This is a genomic window from Nocardia sp. IFM 10818, assembly GCF_054655275.1.
In genome coordinates, this window is the sequence record NZ_BAAHJH010000001.1 from 1177811 (window position 1) to 1195186 (window position 17376).

Annotated in this window: 10 protein-coding genes; 6 read left to right on the forward strand and 4 right to left on the reverse strand. The window is 63.8% G+C overall.

Features of this window, described 5'->3' with window-relative positions; all coding sequences use genetic code 11:
• Positions 1-114: 114 nt before the first annotated feature.
• From ACYQ5L_RS05175 to ACYQ5L_RS05190, 4 genes are all read right to left on the reverse strand, one after another.
• Positions 115-10287, reverse strand: coding sequence for a WXG100-like domain-containing protein (locus tag ACYQ5L_RS05175; RefSeq protein WP_459955886.1), 10173 nt, complete (start codon positions 10285-10287; stop codon positions 115-117).
• Between the two features lie 22 nt (positions 10288-10309).
• Positions 10310-11023 (reverse strand): DUF6585 family protein, encoded by a 714-nt coding sequence (locus ACYQ5L_RS05180; protein WP_459955887.1) that lies wholly within the window; start codon positions 11021-11023, stop codon positions 10310-10312.
• Positions 11024-11107: 84 nt separating this feature from the next.
• Positions 11108-11617, reverse strand: coding sequence for a YbaB/EbfC family nucleoid-associated protein (locus ACYQ5L_RS05185; RefSeq protein ID WP_459955888.1), 510 nt, complete (start codon positions 11615-11617; stop codon positions 11108-11110).
• 13 nt (positions 11618-11630) lie between these two features.
• Positions 11631-11945 (reverse strand): hypothetical protein, encoded by a 315-nt coding sequence (locus ACYQ5L_RS05190; protein ID WP_459955890.1) that lies wholly within the window; start codon positions 11943-11945, stop codon positions 11631-11633.
• A 205-nt stretch (positions 11946-12150) separates the two neighbouring features.
• Between ACYQ5L_RS05190 and ACYQ5L_RS05195 the strand changes: the two genes are divergently transcribed.
• The 6 genes from ACYQ5L_RS05195 to ACYQ5L_RS05220 all read left to right on the forward strand — a co-directional run bounded on the left by ACYQ5L_RS05195 (position 12151) and on the right by ACYQ5L_RS05220 (position 17365).
• Positions 12151-14067 (forward strand): hypothetical protein, encoded by a 1917-nt coding sequence (locus ACYQ5L_RS05195; RefSeq protein WP_459955892.1) that lies wholly within the window; start codon positions 12151-12153, stop codon positions 14065-14067.
• A 2-nt stretch (positions 14068-14069) separates the two neighbouring features.
• Positions 14070-14837 (forward strand): ESX secretion-associated protein EspG, encoded by a 768-nt coding sequence (locus ACYQ5L_RS05200; protein WP_459955893.1) that lies wholly within the window; start codon positions 14070-14072, stop codon positions 14835-14837.
• A 79-nt stretch (positions 14838-14916) separates the two neighbouring features.
• On the forward strand, positions 14917-15282 hold the full coding sequence (locus ACYQ5L_RS05205) for a hypothetical protein (RefSeq protein WP_459955894.1): 366 nt from the start codon (positions 14917-14919) through the stop codon (positions 15280-15282).
• Positions 15283-15305: 23 nt separating this feature from the next.
• Entirely contained in the window at positions 15306-15593 is a 288-nt protein-coding gene (locus ACYQ5L_RS05210; RefSeq protein WP_379193051.1) for a YbaB/EbfC family nucleoid-associated protein, read from the forward strand.
• Between the two features lie 108 nt (positions 15594-15701).
• Positions 15702-16016 carry a hypothetical protein gene (locus ACYQ5L_RS05215; RefSeq protein ID WP_379193052.1) on the forward strand — a complete coding sequence of 105 codons (315 nt, stop codon included), beginning with the start codon at positions 15702-15704 and terminating at the stop codon, positions 16014-16016.
• 56 nt (positions 16017-16072) lie between these two features.
• Positions 16073-17365, forward strand: coding sequence for a hypothetical protein (locus ACYQ5L_RS05220; protein ID WP_459955895.1), 1293 nt, complete (start codon positions 16073-16075; stop codon positions 17363-17365).
• Positions 17366-17376 lie beyond the last annotated feature (11 nt).

Consider the following 17376-nt stretch of genomic DNA (forward strand, 5'->3'; position numbering starts at 1 on the left):
GTGTGATGGCCTCATCACTCATCTGCTCGGCGGGAGTGCACCCACTGACATCGCAGGATCGACTGTGCCACAGCTTCGAAGGTGCGACCAAGGTGGGCGCGGGTATCACCTCGCTCATAGCTCCCTGACGGGGGCTTCCCGCTCACGAGCTCGAGCGCGGGCCTCACGCTCACGAGTTCGGGTCCGACTGTGCTCCTCCTCCGCGGCTCGTGCACGCATGGCTTCGGCGACGGATTGAGCCTGGCCCAGTTCCATCACCAGACGCACCGCGATCAACTCGGGGGAGACTCCTTGTCTAGCGAGGTGAGCGGCGATTTCCCGTTGGCGTTCGAAGGCGGACCTCTGCTGCGTCTGCGGCTGTGTCTGTGGCTCGGAGGACCGATGGTCGAGGCCGCGGCCTTCGTGACCTCGAGCATCGAGCCCCCGGGTCTCGACGGCGCGTGCGGCTATCTCGCGTGGGTCGAGTGCGCGGTTGGGCTGCTGCCGATCGAGCTCCCTGGCATACGGTTCCAATGCTTTGCCGAGCGTCTCCGCACGCTCGGCATTGAGCATCGCCATAACCCTCTGCTCATGCTCGCGCGCCAAGCCGAGTTGTTCCAAGGCTCGGGCGTCTCGCTCCCGTTCGCGCTCTATTTGCTTCGCGATTTCGTCGTAGGCGGACCGCACGGTTTCCGGGTCGGGAGTCTGCCCCCGGTCGATGTTTCCTTCCATTACCCGGGCCTGTTCGAGGGCCCGCTGTATGAGCTGCTCGCGTTCCCTGGCGTCCTGCGCCCGCGCCTCCGTGACCCTTGCGGCGGCCTGGCGCGAGATTTCCGTGCCGAGGGCGTCCCGGGCCTTGGTCAGCGGCTCCGCGTGCGTGGTGTCCAGCGACCGGGTGACAGCCTCCGCGTGCTCGCGCGCCAGGCTCAGTGATTCGAGGACTCGGGCATCCCGTTCACGGTCTTTCTCGAGCTGTTTGGTGACTTCCGCGTACTCGGACTGCAGCCGAGCCAGATCGAGTTCCTTACCCTGATCGCGGGCCAGCTCGATTTCCTGGACTCGCTCCTGGGCCTTCTCGATGACCTTTTCGCGTTCCTTCGCGATCGGCTCGCGGGCCTCGAGCACCCTGGCCTCGGCTTGCCGCACGATTTCCCGGCCGAAGATTTCGCCGGCCCGAGTGAACGTGCGACCACGTTCTGCCTCCAGCAGGTCTCTGGCCAGTTGGGCGTGTTCAGGACTCAGGCCCAACGCCGCGAGCGCACGCGCCTCCTCGGCCCGTTCGAACGCGACCGCGCCTTGTACGCGCTCATAGTCGTGCTGCAGCTGGGCCAGATCCACGTCCTTACCCTTGGCGAGGGCGGCCTCCAGCTCGTTCACCCGGCCCAGGGTGTAGCCGATGAATAGTTCCCGCCCGGACCGATTCTGAGCACGATACTCACGTGCGATATCGGCGGCCTCGCGAACCAGATTTCGAGTTGCCGCATCGAGGAGGGCCGTCGCGGCACGATAGCTGTCGAGAACTTCCGGACCCAGTATCTCTCTGGCCAGCGACGGGTTGATTTCAGGTTGCGCGGCACGCAGGAGTTCCACGCCGCGCTCTAGCTCGAGGCTCTCGAGCTTCGCGAGATTTTCGGCCGCGGTGGAGAGTTCACGACTTTGTTGTTCGAGAGTGAGCCCATGTTCACTCGGGCTCCTGAGTAGCTCCAGCGTCGCGTCGACCTTCGCCTGCAATTCTGTCAATTCAGCGGTAGGCATCTGACCTTCGCGATATAGCTCCAGTGCTCGGTCGAGGAGCTCGCGGCCGCGTTCGTCCAATCCTTCGCGCACTCTTTCACGAGTCTCGTCGATCTCGCGAACTAGTTTTTGCTCCAGCTCGAGGGCAATTTCCTGCATCGTGGCGGGTGCCCGCACGAGACCGGCGAGATCGAGAATCGGCACCCTCAGCCCATCACGTTCCTGGCTGTAGTGGCTGATAGTGATCTCGCCCTTGATCGACGCGTGGGCCAGGACGTATACATCTTGTAGCCTGCCTTCGAGATGGGCTTGAATCAGCTCATCTCTCACCTTGATCAGTTGTTGCCCTTCAGGACTTGCCGGATCTATGCCACGCGCGAGCATATTCTCGGGAAGTTCACGAAGGATTCGATGAAGGTTCTCATCCATCGCCGCCGTGCGCACCTTGTACTCCGGCGTCATCTGTTCCACACGACCGTGTTCGTCGGTTTTGGCGGAGCCCTTCTCGGAACCGACGCCCTTGCACTCTATGAGCAGTATGAGTGTTCGGCCGTCGGTCGTTCTCGACGCGGGCACGGCAACGATGACGTCGAAGGTCCTGGAACCATCGAAAGTGGGTTTTCCGTCGATCTCTCCCACGTAGGGAGACAGCACCACCGCACCCGGCCACTTGGTCGGATCCGTGCCCCAGTCCAGCCCGCCGAGTTCGGCCATTTCCTTGGAAAGGGTGACCAGCTCGATCCCGAGCTCGTTGTATTTGGTCATCCTCTGTTCCAAGAGGTCGACTTTATTGTGTAGCTTTTCGGCCGTATCTGGATCGATGGTCTTGGCTTCGAGATCCGCGTCAATCTTGCTGTGGAGGTTTTCGATCGCGTCCTCCAGCAAGTCTGCCTTGAGATCATGGATCGAATCGATCTGAAATTTCTCCATGAGCTCTTTGGCTTCCTTGCCGATCTCGTTGTTTCGTTCCTCTCCCTTCTCGATCCGTTTCTCCGATTTGGCGTCGATATTGTCCTTGGTTTCCTTGTTCCATACAGTATGGCGTTCGGAACTCTCGTGCTGGGCTTTTACATCGATGTGATCGTTGGTCTTGGGATCTGCCGCCAAACCCCCATCGCTGCGGAGCTGATAATGATCATCACCCTTCCCCATCCATTGCTGCCACGTGCCGACCGTATCGCCATCTTTGTGTAAATGGTGCCTATTCTTGTGGCCTATTTCCTTGCGCTCGTCGGCTTCGTACTCGCGCCAGCTGTTGGGCGGATCCCCTTCCATGTGGAGACGCCCGTCGTCACCCCTGTACAAGGAATCGTTCGGCGGTTCGCGGTTGTCGACTTCGGGAACCAAGGGCTCCAGCGGATTCCGATAGGCTTCCTGCGCTGTCTCGGGCACCGGCGGTGGGGTACTGGACGGAGGCTGGGTCGTATTGGCCGACGGCGGAGCGCTTTCCGCCCGTCCGCCCCGGTTGTCCGACCCATCGATATGCCCTCGATCCGGTCGATAATCCGGGGTGGGGTTGGCCTGCCGCTGCATCTCGTTGAATTTCCTGGCGGCATCAGGATCGCTCGACTTCGGGATCTCGGTGCGGGCGGGTGGTGTGTACGGCGTGCTGTCGGGCGGACTGACATGGCGTCGGTTGACGAGTTCGGCATCGCGCTGCGCCGCGTTCACGTCCCCATAGCGGCTGGGTCCGCGCGAGGGATCCGGGGTCCAGTCGGGGCGATAGGGCAGTCCGTCCGGTCCTCGCCTGCCGAGCGTGTCCCAGTCGTCGTCGGTCTCGGCGTCGGCTGGTAGCGGACCGTCGGGTTGGGCGGCGGGCATCCAATCGACGGGCTGCGCTGTGGTGCCATCCTGCTGGGTGGGTTGGAAGGTGCGCCAGGGCGTGTCGTTCTGGACGGTCGCGGGGGAGTCGGGTGCGTTGCGGACGCCGACGATGTCTGTGGGTGCGAGGACCGTGGTGTTGAATTCGTTGGCGATCTGCTGTGCCCAGCCGATATCACTGCCGGAATAGCAGGAGACGAGGCGGATGGGAGTGCCGGGCGTGTAGTTGGGGTTGTTGCGGATGGCGTCGATGACTTGTTCGACGGTGAGCGGGTTGCCGTCGGCATCGATGGGGTTGCCGTCGGCGTCGGTGTGGACGACGACGTCGTGGGCGCCCTCGTTGCGGAGATTCTGGAATACGCGGTCGATATCGGGTCCGCTGCCGATGGCGGTGCGGTCGGGGCCGTGCTGGACCGGGGGTGGGGGTGTGGCGTCTTGCTCCTGAGTGTCGTTGTCCTGCTCAGGATTCGACGTTTCCGACTCGCTGTTCCGCTCGACCGGGGTGGTGTACTGGTCGGCAAGATTGCTGCTGTCCGGTGGGAAACCGGTGTATCTGCCACTGTGATTGGGCGCATCGCCCATGGTGTGATTGCAGTTCGCGCAATACGGGGTCGCGACCGGACCGTTCTTGACGAACGGCTTGTAAGTCTGGGAGTACAGCTCCGCGAGCGCCTCCGGCCCGGTGGGCAGCAGGTCTGTGCGCCCCTCGGCTTGTCGGCGCTCGTTCTCTCGTTCTCTGGCCCACAACGCTTCATTGGCGGCCTTGACCTCTGCGTGCCCGTAGGGATCGTCGAAGTGCGGATGCGGCCGCGTGGCATTGGGATTGTCCGGATCCTCCGGATCGCCGAATCGGTTCAGGTCCGGGTATCCGCCGGCCCTCTCCATGGCCTCGATATTTGCTTGCAGCGTTGGGTGTATGGAGTCTTCGTCGAGGGCGTTCCTGCCGTCGCCGTTGGTGCCTTCATAGGCAATCCCGGTACGCCGATCGAGCACAACCGCTGACACTTCACCGTGCCACCGCGGGCCGACGTACGAGCCGTCCAGCTGGGCTTTCTTCACGCGTTTTTGCGTTTTGCGCGGATCCTCGCCGGGCTGTTGCGAAAACTCTTTGTTCGCGGCGCGGAGCTGGTTTGCGCGGTCCAACGCCATTGCGTCGACGTGCTCTTCGACTGGGCGACCACCGATCTCGGTGATCAGCTCGTTCTCGACCTTGACCTCACCCGGATGTTCGTTCAGATCCGCGATCGGTTTGGCGTCGTTGGTCAGCGGCGCTGCGGTGTGGTCGTGGGACAGCTGTTTTGCCGATTGTCCGGTGGTGTCGACGGGACCGTCTTCCGTTGTCCCGTCTCGATCGCCGGTGTCGCTGTCCGGAGGGCTTAGTCGGTCGGGGGTTCCTTCCCGGCCGCCTTGTACGCCGCGATCTCCGCCGGGAACGGTGCCAGCTTCCGGCCGAGCACCTTCTCCGTCTCGTGGCGTTGCCGAGTCATTCGCTCGGGCGAGACTTTGATCCGGCGCATCTGTAGCGGATCGTCGCTCAGCGAGCTCATCTACTGCTCCTTCGTCGATGGCGGGGGCCGCGACGACGGCCAGCTCGGCGAACTCCGCGGGCGTCAGCGGTGTCAGGTCTTGCCGGACGGTCGACGGGTGCGGGAAGTTCAGGTCATCGAGAGGATTCGCGGGTGCGCGGTCGATAGTCGAGTCGGTCTCGCTTCCGATGACCTCGTCGACACTGTCGTTGGTGGTGCCCACCTGGTCGGTCGACGGCTGTTCGGCGGTGTTCTGACCCGATGGCGGAGATCCAGGAGTTTCGCGGCTCGCGGGTGTGGGGTCGCCCTCCGGAGTGTTGGCATCGGGTGTGTTGGCGTCGGGTTCGGGGCTGCCGAATGCGGTGGGGTCTTGGTTGGTGTTGGTGTTGGCAAGGAGGTCGTGCTGGTATTTCGCAAGGTACTCGGCGAGGGCCGGGTCGTGTTGGGCGAGCAGCTGCCAGGGGGTTTGGTTTGCGGGGTTCGACAGGCCGAGGCTGTGGAGGTGGGCGCCGAGTTGCGTTTGCAGATAGGGAATTTCGTGTGCGCCCGTGGGGGAGTGGAAAGCCTTTGCGAGCTCGGTAACAGCGGTTCGCATATGTTCGAACCGGCTGCGCAGACTCGGTGTCAGCGTGGGGGGCTGAGCCGGGATCTGCGGCTGAGGCTGTTGCGGTGCGGGTGTATTCGGCTTTGCCGCGAGCGGACGCAAGGGCTGGCCGTCGGGGGTGAGGAATACGGCTTGGGTGGCGCCGACTCCGTCCGGGCGGAATCGCGGGGGCCAGCCGTGGACCTCGCCGGTTTGCGGATCGACGAACAGCACCTTGCCGTTGTGGTTCACGGCCACGTAGGCGTGCCCGCCGACGCGCTTGCCCTTGGCGTCGACCCAATCGGTGAGGACCATGGCGGCGGAGCCGGGGCCCAGGTGTAGCAGCTGATCCTTGATTCTCTGGAAAGTGGTGGGTTCCCGGGTGCCTCCGGTGAGGTTGTCGACGGCTTGCGGGCCAAGGCCCTGTGGCTTCGACGGATCGTTCAGCGCCGGGGCCTCGGTGGGTCGGCCGAACCAGGTGCGCAGGAAGGAGTCCGAGCACAGGACGCAGTTGATATTGCGGCCCGCGAACATGACACCCGGGCCATTGATGAGGCGAACCCACTTCTTGAGGTTCTTCCGGGCGGTGTCGACATTGTGAATGTTCTTGCCTGGCCAGCCATTCGGCTTGGGTGGCTTGCCGGGCGCCTGCTGTGGTGGATGATGGGTCGTCTGTTGGTTGACCGGCGGTTGATGCGCTGGGGCCGGCTGATTCGTCTGCGGATTGACCGGGAATTGGTGCGCCGGGGTCGGCTGATACGGATGGGGGGTGGCTTGTGCGGGTGCCGCCGGGTTGGCCGATGCTGTGCTGACCGGCGTCGTGTTGTCCGGATGCGACGGTGTGTGCGTGGTCGGCTGCTGCTGAGCGGGGAGCGGCTGGCCTTGCTGAGGCGGGGCGGTCTGGGTGGGTGCGGTATCCGGTGTGGCCCAGGGCGACTCGAAGAGCTTTTGTGGTGCAGTCGGATCCGTTGGCAGGGACGGATTGACGGGATTCTGCTCGGTCGTCGGTTGCTGTGCCTGCTGGTTCTGTGGCAGGTGGCCGGTCGTCGGGGAGGGGCCGGAGGGATTCCCCGGCGTGGCAGGATCCACCGGAATCTGTTGTGCCGGATCGATTCCGGTGGGCGGGCGCGAAACGGATTCATCCGTATTCGGCAGCACATCGCTCTCGGGATGTGTTGTGGGGCCCGTGTTCTCGGGCGTGTGCGTCGACTGTTCGGGATTGTGGGTGTAGTGGAAGGTCGGATTGTCGGCGTAGGCGAACCGCGGGTTGACGATTGGATCGCCGATGCGGGTGTCCAGGATTTCGCCGCTGGGGGAGACGATCACCTCCCGAGGCCAGATCCGGTAGATCTGGTCGCTGCGGACGCCGCCGGGAAGGAGCACTTCGGCCTCGGTGTGGCCGTGCGCCCACATCATGGGGTTGTGGGCGCGAGCATCGTTGATCGTGGCGTCTACGTCGATGCCGTGCGGGGTATAGAGCTCGTGCACATAGCGGGTCTGTACGAAGTTGCCGTCCGGCAATCTGCGCAAGCTGTTCGTCTGCATCTCGGTGCGCAGATGACCGAGTTCGCGAACGGTCGCGTGCTCGGGGCTCTTCGAGGTCGAGACGAATCCGGAGTCGGTGGTCTGCCCGGTGTGCGCCGCGATATTGAAATGCTTCGGGTTTCGAGGCTGGAAACCGGTTTCGAAGATTTCCGGACCGCGAGAATCCAAGCGGAACAACGCATTGTCCGGTCGCAGGAACGCGCTGGCCTCCGAGCGATCGCGCCACACGACGTCGTACTCGTCATCCGGATAGCTGAGGTCGATCTGCTTCGGATCCACCGGCACCGTGGCGCGGTCGAGCGCGCCACCGGGCATCTCACGGGTGAGATGCCCGGGCAAGTCCTCGTCGGGACAACCGGGCTCGAACTGGTCCGGATTGAGGCTGTCGAAGCGCTGACCGTGCGCACCGATCTTCTGCCGAAGCAAGGTATCGAGATACGACCGGTCGACACGGGTGGCCGGACCGACGTGATCGGGAGTGACGACGTGCACCCCGGTGTCGTCGACGGTCAGACGGGCTGCCTTGATGTCGGCCATGACATCGGCGACCGACCGATTGTTCGTGTGGGCATACTCGTCCACCAGATTCTGCTGGTGTGGCGTGAGCTGCGGTGATCGCGGCTCGTGCGGCAGCGACTGCTGTTCCGCCGGTGTCCGCGCGGGCGGCGCGTCGTTGTCGGGCGATGCGGTTCGGGGATCCGCGTTGTGGGTATCCGCGGTGCGGGCATCCGAATCCGTGCTGGACCGGCCGAGCAACGCGTCGATGATGCGGCGCGCGAAGCTCCGCCGCGGGGTGGGCTCCGACGGTCCATTGTCGAGCCACGGCGGTACCAGCGGGTCCTGCGACCCATACGTCGGGTCGGCCGGCACCAGGTCGAGCTCGGATTGATCGATCCTGGTCGGCGTTTGGGGATCATCGACGTGCGGGGCAGGGCTCGCATTCGACGGAATTCCGGCGGCATTCACGTCGGATGTCGTTGCGCTGCTTTGTGTTGGCGCCGTGGGATTCCCGACGTTCGTCGGGTCCTGTTCCGTTCCCGTGCGAGAGCCCGGCGGCGCCGATGGATCCGTTGGTGGTCTGGTCCGATTCGAGGTTTGGGTTCGCGAGTCCGGTGACGAGTTGGTGCCGACTGGCATGACCGGCACCACGGCCGCCACCGGATCCGTTGCCGAGTTCGACTTGCTCTCCTGCTGTTTGGCGTCGGGCACCTCGACACCGGTGCGCGTCGCCTGCATCGGGGCGGTCGTGTTTCCCGGATCCACGCCGGATTCGCCGACAGCAGCGCGCGCCGGGGAGATCTGCGGCCCTGGCGAGGACGGGAGTCCGGCGGCAGGGCGCGGTGCGGTGCCGTCGAGCTGTGTCGTTCGGGCAGGACCGACTTTGGGGTCGCTCGGAGTGCCGGCTCGGGTCTCACCCGTGGTCGATGAGTTGGCAGCCGTCGATGAGTTGGTGGCCGTCGACGTATTGGCGACGTTGGTTGTAGAACTGCTCGTCGGCGACGTGGTGGAAGTGTTCGGTGCCGACGTGGCAGTGGTCGTGTTCGCGGATGGTGAGCCGGCGCCGGATGCATTGGGCGCGGACTGCGCCACTCCACCGGATTGAGTTCCGCCAGTGGTCGCCGTATTGCTCTGCGCCGTTTGTGAGGTGTTGGTCGACTCCGTGGGATTCGTATTCGTCTCGGAGTTCGCAAACTTCGGCTGATCGGTGGCGTCCTTGCCGTTGGGCGCGGATTCATCTGTCGTCGAGGGTGATTCGCCGGCTCTTTGCTCCGAATCGGTGGGCTTGTCCGACGGGGAGTTCGGATCCCCCGCGCGCGGCTCCGACGACTGTTCACCGTTCGGCGAGCCGATGTCGGAGTCGTTCGGCGCCGTGGATTCATTGCCGTTGGTTGGTGCGGTCGTATCGGTATCGCCACCGGTGGTATCGGTCGCGGTGTTCGTATCGCCGCCGGTTCCGGTATCGCCGTCGGTCGTTCCCGCGGGGCTCGGCTGAGCGCCGTTGGTCTGCTGGTTGCCTGCGGGATCGGTGCCCGAGTTCGGATTGTCAGTGGATCCGTCCGGCGAAGCATTTCCCGGTGCGCCGGAATCACCGTCACCGGGTGTGCCCGTATCGGTGCCGGTGGGATCGGGTGTACCACCGGGGTTTCCATTCAGATCCGACATGCCCTTGGCGCCGTAGATGGCGCTGGGCCCGGCGCCGGACAGTGCGCCGCCGGTCAGCGATCGCGGATCGAACTCCCAGTTGCCGGTGAGGACGCCACTTCCCAGCCAGGCCGCCCCGGCGCCCGCCGCACCCGCCGTAGCACCTGTGATAGCACCATTGGTGATGCCCTTCAAACGGCCCGCAGTGGTCGGGAGCAGATTGCCCATACCGAATCCGGTACCACCGCCTACGCCGCCGGCGAAGGCGGAAATAGCGGCATTGGTCCCGACGGCCTTCCAGTCGTAGGAGTCGATATGCCCCTGCGACTTCTGGATGGTCTGGACGAGCAGTTCCTGCGAGGTGCCCTGAAAAGTCTCGACGACCGCTTCCTGAGCGATCTCGTAGACGAGCTTGGTGACGATCTTCTTCAAGACAGGGTCGGTGATGAACTTGCCGACAACGCCGCCGATCCGGAGGGCCAGCTTCTCGCCGAGCTTTTTGAACAGGATGCGACCGGCGGCGAGAACGCCCGCCTCCGCCGCCGGTGCGGCCGGGCCGGACGCTGCGGCCCACGCCATCTCCATGACCAGCCAGGCGCCCGCGATATAGAAGTTGAGCTTGGCGGCCTGGAGCTGGTCGCCCATTCCGTCGGCGGCTTTGGCCAGCGAACGGTAGTTGTCGGCGAAATCGGCCAGCGATCCGTTCTTCCCGTCGCCGTTGCCATCTCGCAGCGGAACCAGCCAGGACAGAATCCCCTCGCCGCCGTCGCCTGCGGGCAGCGCGTCGGTGACGCCATTGATCAGCGTGCCCAGATCGTCGATCAGGTTGTCGACTCGTTTGGCAACGGTTTCGAGGTCGCGGCCCATCTGCCACATCAGATCCTCGTTGCCGTGCGGCCAATCGGATCCCACGACCCATTCCAGCCACTCCAGCCAGGACGGAAACTCAAGCGCCACAACAGACCTCAGCCGTCAGATCTCAGCTGCCGTTGGCTTGGGCGTACACGTTGCGGATGTTCCCGATGAGAGTCATCAACATCGTCAGATTGGGGATCTCTCGCGTGAAGATCATGGGGATGAAGTCCCGGCCGGCAGAAATGTTGAGTGCGCCGTCGTAGATTCTGACATCCGTGACGTCCGCCCAGCGGATCGACTTGTTGTGGGCCTGAACGGATTCCATGCTGATGGTGAGCTTGTGGAAGTCGAGCGTCTCGCCGCGGCGGAGCCGTACCCATGCCCCTTGGCCCTGAGTGCGGGTGATTCCCGCCTCGATCTCGGGCCCCCAGACACCCTCGAACAGAAAGTGCGCACCCCGGTGCGCCTCGGTGACCTTCGCGCCATCGACATAGGGCCGGACCACCCCTGGTGTTCCGCGACCGATGGTGACGGCGTGGCGTTCAGGACCGACAAGGGTGTAGTAGGCGTCGGTGAGCGCGCCGTTCATGGTCCGCTGATAAGACCACGCGGTCGTGAAATCCCAGACGAACGCCATCGGGGGATGGTCCGCATCGGTGACGATGAGGCCGTGCTCGTACAAGTAGAGCCGAGAGTCGTTGGAACGCACCGCGATCATCCAGCGCTGTTTCGGCCGGAACGCCTCGCGCAGCTTGCCGAGTCCATGTTTGGTCGCCATCTGCGCGATCGCGTCCGGCACTGCTTCATGGACCTGTAGCATCCGGTCGGATTCAGGCAACGGATTCTCCCCTCGACGCGCAGCTTGCGCGCCGCTCTCATTCCTTGACGAATTATCGTGCGGTGGTGTCGATCCCGGCGGAAATCACCAATCCTTGGCCCTGATACCCGACCCTTGATCGGACTGCCAGTCGTCGTGGTCCACCGCGTCTGTGAATTCCGGACCCGGTTCGGCTTCCTGCTCGAGCCGTTCCCGCGAGTTCGGCGGGGCAAGTGAGGGCTTCGGCAGTGGCACCTGCTCCAGATCGGGCATGTCCTCGAAAAGCTCCGACAGCTTCGGCATCTTGGCGCGCTTCTCGTTCAGCGGCCGGAAGAACTCCTCGGTCTTTCGCGCCACGTCGGCGGCAGCATGCTGGGCCGCCGCCGTCACCGCAGCGGCGATCTCGTCCAGGGTGAGGTCCTCGGCATCGGCGGAGACCTTCGTTGCGATCACGACATTGTCGGCGTTCACCGTCACGGTGATCAGCCCGTTTGCCGCGCTACCGCTTCCGGTTAGCTGAGCTCGCTTTCGGGTCGTCTCCGCCAGCGCGCGAATCTGTTCGGTAAAACCTTCGACATACGAGTCGGCTTCACCTCTGCTGCGTTCCCATGCCATTCGGGGCTTCCGATCACTTGAACTTTTCGGTGTTGCCCTGCTCCATGGCTTCGAGACGCTCCGCGCTCGTGGTCAGTCCGTCGACGAGGTTGCCGAACGACCCGGCCATCTTGCCGGTGCCGTCGGTCATATTGCTGCTACCGGTCTTGAACCCGTTGCCGCCGTCGGCGAACTTGCTGCCGAAACCGTCATCTCCCCACGCGGAAGCGCCTGCGGAAACCGCGGCCCGGGCGGCATCGGCGATGGCCAGCAACTCATCTCGAATGGCATCCGCGACGTTCGCGGTCGCTCTCACCTGCGCCGCTTCGCCCTGCAGTTTCCCGGCCATGACAGTCCCCTCCCGAGTTGACATGTCGATTACTGCGCCCCGCGCACAGTTGAGATCGACTCTGCCACAGGCCCGCAGCCGGCACAAACGGAAGGCTTGCGATCAGCAACTTTCCAGCATCAGGAGTCGCCGGCTCGGCCACGGCTGGAACATCCACTGCGTCAACGGTTAGGCTGCGGTCACATCCACGAGGGAGGGGAGCCCGATGGCCGACGGAGACAATGCCTTCACCAGTCTCAAGACCGACGCCCGCAACGGTGGGTTCAATGATTCCTCGAAGGGCGTGAACTTCGACCCCGCAGTGGCGCGAACGATGGCCGAACAATGCGCGAAGCTGCTGAGTCTCGTGAACGACGCTCTCCAAGTGGTGTCGCCGACGACGAATCTGAAGCCCCTCAATCAAAGAACTTCGGGCCAGGAATTGGCCGACAAACTCAACGCGGCCGCAAAGAAACTGGCCGAGACGGTACTGAAGAACCATCAGACCATCCTCACCGACATGGGAGAGACCTTCGTCGCGGCGGGAAAGCTGTACATCGGCGTGGATCAGGCGGCGGCCGCTGCGTTCGAAAGTGGGAACTACTCCGATCAGCAACTCTCTGGTGCATTCCAGGATTTTCGCAGCGGCTACGGGCAGCCCGGATTGGCCGCGTCGACGGTACGTGTCGAATCGATGAAAATGCCAGGGTGGGGTCAGTCGGATTATGGCTTTTGGGACAACGGGGCCGACAAGTATGGCTGGTCCGGGACTATGAAGAGGGATTACGGTAACAAGCTAAGCGATACGGACCAGGCCACCGCGATTACAAGCACCCTCCTCAGTGAGGCTCAGGCAGCGGGAGTCGCCCTCGACAAGGTAAGCATCGAACCCGATCGTGCTGCACAATACGAGTGGGATGATTTCCACAATCACTGGGTTTATGTGAAGGATTCGGGAGTTCTCGGCCAGCTCGAGAACTTCGCGCAGGAATGGCACAAGGCCCAGGAGTACATCAAGGCTGGGGGCAGCAGCCTTGAAGCCGCTACCAAGAAGTACCTCCAGGCATACCAAGGCGACACCTCTGGGATTGATCAGATCTGGGCCTCGCCGGCGGCGCAGAAGGCCAAGACCGGGATCACGAACTACCTTACCGAGGTCAAGAAATTGACCGCTGCGCTCAACCTTGTGAGCAACAACTATGCCTTCGCTCAAGGCTGGCTCAAGAAGCTGCAGAACTTCTTGCCATACCAGAGTGTTCACAAGGAGTATGGCGAAACAATCGACAAATATGAGCAGCGGGATGTCGATGAAGCCATGAGGGTCATGCGGGAGGCATGGGCGAACTGGTACGAGGTGGGTGTCACGGACTCCAGCAATGCCATCCCCATCATGCCCGACCCGAACGCCACCCTGAAGGTTCAAGCGCCGGTACCCGACGTCCCGAAGGTCGAGAACCCAGGCACCAACAACCCGGGAACCAATAGCCCGGGCACCCAGGCGCCCAACCTGACCACCGATCCGACCACGCCGAATCCGGTGACAACAAACCCGGTGACGAACAACCCCACGAACACCGAAGACAAGACGCAGGAAACGCTCCAGACTCTGATCACACAGGGCAGCACGGTTCTGCAAAAAGGCATCGAGGCCGCGCAATCGGCTGTGGAGACGATTACTTCGGCGGTTCAGCAGGGCTTGACGAGCACAACGAAGACCACTGAGGAAACGCAGGAAGAACTGCAGAATCAGCTGGACCAGCAGCTGGAGAATCTGGGCCTGGTCACGAACACCGGAAGTCCGACCGGACTGACTACGGGTGGCGGCAGCCCGACAGGTCTCGGCACGGGTAGCCCGACGACAACCACCAACCCGCAGAAGACGCAACTGTTTCCCCGTGCCGCCGTTCCGGTGTCGTCGGCGTCCGGAGAAACGACAACCACGACGACCTCCCGTGCCGGACTGGCCACTACGTCCGGAACCACCGGTGCATCCAGCCCGATGATGGGCTCGCCCATGTCCGGCGCTTCGCAGGGGCAGCAGGGCAAGGAGCACAAGCGCGCCCAGTACCTGAATGCGGCTGAGCATCTGGACGAAGCACTCGGTGAGGTACCGATCGCAGTCACCCCGGTGGCCGAGAAGTGACCATGCAATGGAAGTTCACAGAGGCCGAGTTCTACGTGTTGTGGATGGATCAGGCGGGTGAGGAGCCGCCGCAGCCGTTCATGTTCACCTCGGCGACCAGGACTCCCGCGGACTTCCATACGGAATTGCGGGAGGCGCGAGAAAGTCTGAGCCACAAACTGGGCGGCGATTTCGCCATGGTCTTCGACGCCATGGCGAACCCGGACCTGTTCCTGACCGCGTACGGGTGGAGTGAACAGGATGAATGGGATACGGACTCGATGGTTCGAGTGCGAGCGACCAGGAAGGGGCCGAAAGGCTATCTGATAACCCAGTTGCCTGGTGCAACGTACTGGCGCCGCGGTGGTTACACCGTGGTCGAGTGTGATCCGATCGCGCTGGCCGATGCCGTTGTCGATGCGATGCCGACCGCCGAACGCGGCAGTCGCGGGGATATCGGACTGGCGTCGCCCGAGCAGGACTTGGACCACGACTACGGCCGTTCGGTTATCGCCGCCGCACCCGACACCACAGTGGCGAAATCGAAGGAATTCCTGAAGGCCCCGGCGACCACCGCCGGTGAGGTTCACATCGTCCAGGGCAGATCGGTATTCGGGCCCCGCGGCATCACTCGGCATCTGGTCCGGTTCCGGGACCTCGAGGACGATGGCCGCTACGCGATTACCGAAGACCCGGCCCAGGCTCTAGCGGTCGACAGGGCAAGGTTCGTCTCGGTGCTCAATGGCTGCATCGCCGCGGTCGTTCGCGCGATCAAGGACGAGCGAGGGTGACGAACGTCCGTTGTGAGTCGATGGCGCTTGGCGCTTCCGTGTGGTAGTTCTACACCAGCAAATTGGGAGGGAGTTGTTCATGACCGAGGCGGGGGCGGTGAGTTCTGACGCCACTGAGGCGCAATGGCCTTCGACAACTGCGGCGAATACCGGTGGCTCGATTCGGATTCGGGTTACCGAGCAGGGGATTCCGCTTGCGGTGAAGGTGGACCCGGCGGAGTTGCGCAGGGATCCGGCGCAGTTGGCGGGGGAATTGCTGCGGTTGTGTCAGCGGGCCGCCAATCGAGCTGGGCTGGCGCGGCGGAAACAGCTGGAAGCTGCGGGGATGAGTGCTGATGCGCTTGCCCGCACCGGTCTCCCCACCGAGGCGGAAGTCGCTCGGCAGGAGATTGTCGAGGAGCAGGACTACGATACTGAGCCGCAGAGCTGGCTTCGGACTGTGTGAGAGGGGTCGCCGTGGTTTCGTCGATGGATGAGCTCGAGGAGCGGGTTCGGCGGCAGATGTATCGGTTTCAGGATTTGGCCGAGCAGATGGCGGCCGTTCGGGGGAGGGAGACCTCTGAGGACGGGGCTGTCATGGCGGAGGTCGATGGGAACGGGGCGCTGAAGGATTTGCAGTTCAGCCATGCTGTTTCGCGGATGACGCCGGCGGAGTTCGAGCGGGTTGTGGTGGATACCGCGGCGGCTGCGGCGCGGCGGGCGTTCGAGCGGCGGGCCGAAGTTGTGAACCAGTTCAATCAGGAGATGGCTGAGTAGGTTGCAAAGTTCACTCAACTTTGACGTGACGTTTGCGCCTTGCCGTCTGGCACAAAGAAATTCACACTTGTAGTGTTCTACAAGATCGTAGGTTAGGGAGGGACACTGATGGCCGATCATGTGGCGGCGGAGTTTGCGCCGATTCTCACGTATGGCAGCGAGAAGGCGGCGCAGGCCGCGCAGGTGGCGGGGGCTGCGGCCGGGGACGTGGGCGCTTCGCTCGCGGCGGCGGTGCCGATGTTCGGGCTGATCGGGCAGGATTTCCTGGCGGCCTTCGCGATTGCGCAGGGGAACTACCTGCTGTCGTCGGCGGAGATCGCGGCCGTGCATGCGAGCACCGCGACGGCCGCCTACGCCGCGGTGGGGACCTACGGCGCCAATGAAGTGACCTCGGCGGCGAGTTTCCTCGCGAACACACTGTGACGGATCCTTCGAACCCCACTGTTGTCGAGGCCCTGCGGACAACTGCCGTAGGGCCGATGCTCGATGTGCCGGTCGGCGATGTGCTGAACAATCTGGGATTGCCGCAGCTGCCGCAGCTTTCGGATATCGGGTTGCCGGACCTGTCCGGGCTGCAGATGCCGACCTTGCCGACGATCGATCCGACGGTGCTGATTCAGCCGGTCGTGGATCTGCTCAACTCGATCGGCACCGGCATCTCGGAGAGCGGGTTCGATCCCACCTCGATTCTGTCAGGGGTGGCCGATGTGCTGACTTCGGTCATATCGCAGAGTGAGTCGTCGATCAACAAGGTCACCAATACCTGGATCGGCGACGCCGCGACGGCTGCCCGCGCACAAAGCGAGCAGGTCGTGGGCGAGAGTGCCCAGGTCGCCGCGCAGGGGCAGCAGCAGAAGCTGATCATGCTGGACGCCTCGCGCATCGTCGCCCAGGGCTATGCCGAAGTCAGTGGCGTCATCGCGCGATTCATCGCGAATCTGACGGCGGGCATCGCCATGCTGCCGACTCCCGCGGGCATCCCGTGGCTGATCGGCATCGCCACCGACGCCATTGCCGAAGCGGGGATCATCGCGGCCAAGACCCGTGTCGAACTGAGCGGGAAGACCGTGGAGATGGTCTCCGCCGGCACCAAGATCATGATCGCTGGCGCCCCGATCGCATCCAATGTGAACCAGCTGGTGAACATGGTCAACGCCGCGGTTCAGCCGTTGACCAGCATTGCGCCGACGGTCGCGACGAAGGTGATCGAGAAGGGCGCCACGGTCGTCTCGGCCGGCTCCGAAGTGGCCAGCGAGGTCGTCACGCAGGGCCAGTCGGTGCTGAGCAGCGTGACCAGCAACCTCACCGAGAAGACCAAGACCACCGATGAGGAGAAGACCACCGAGCAGACCAACGACGGTACCGATGACGGCACCGGCGGCATCGGGGACGACGGCTCCGGGACCGGTGGCGGCGGCGTGGTCGGGGCCGGTATGCCCACCGGCACCAGCAGCCCGCTGAGTCAGCTGGCGAGCAGCCGCCTGCCGACCGAGTCGACCGGACTCGGAAACGGTTCGCCCACTGGGCGCTCCGTGTCCAATGTCAGCAACCAGGCCACTCGCGCCAGCTCGCCCATGATGTCGCCGATGGGCTCGGCGGCGGGCGCGGCGCGCGCGGGCGACGCCGGCGGCGATGCCGGAGCGGACCGGCCCAACCTGGTGACCGGCGCACACGGCGACGAAGTGGTCGGTCTCATCGAAGGTGTGTCTATTCCGGTTGTGGGCGCGGCCGAACCCGTCGATGATCTACCTGACAAAGCGCTCACGCTCTGATCACTGGGGGA

Coding starts and splice junctions, on each gene's coding strand:
- ACYQ5L_RS05190 (WP_459955890.1), bottom strand. CDS start 11,945: ATGGCCGGGAAACTGCAGGGCGAAGCGGCGCAGGTGAGAGCGACCGCG.
- ACYQ5L_RS05210 (WP_379193051.1), top strand. CDS start 15,306: ATGGATGAGCTCGAGGAGCGGGTTCGGCGGCAGATGTATCGGTTTCAG.
- ACYQ5L_RS05185 (WP_459955888.1), bottom strand. CDS start 11,617: ATGGCATGGGAACGCAGCAGAGGTGAAGCCGACTCGTATGTCGAAGGT.
- ACYQ5L_RS05215 (WP_379193052.1), top strand. CDS start 15,702: ATGGCCGATCATGTGGCGGCGGAGTTTGCGCCGATTCTCACGTATGGC.
- ACYQ5L_RS05195 (WP_459955892.1), top strand. CDS start 12,151: ATGGCCGACGGAGACAATGCCTTCACCAGTCTCAAGACCGACGCCCGC.
- ACYQ5L_RS05205 (WP_459955894.1), top strand. CDS start 14,917: ATGACCGAGGCGGGGGCGGTGAGTTCTGACGCCACTGAGGCGCAATGG.
- ACYQ5L_RS05200 (WP_459955893.1), top strand. CDS start 14,070: ATGCAATGGAAGTTCACAGAGGCCGAGTTCTACGTGTTGTGGATGGAT.
- ACYQ5L_RS05220 (WP_459955895.1), top strand. CDS start 16,073: ATGCTCGATGTGCCGGTCGGCGATGTGCTGAACAATCTGGGATTGCCG.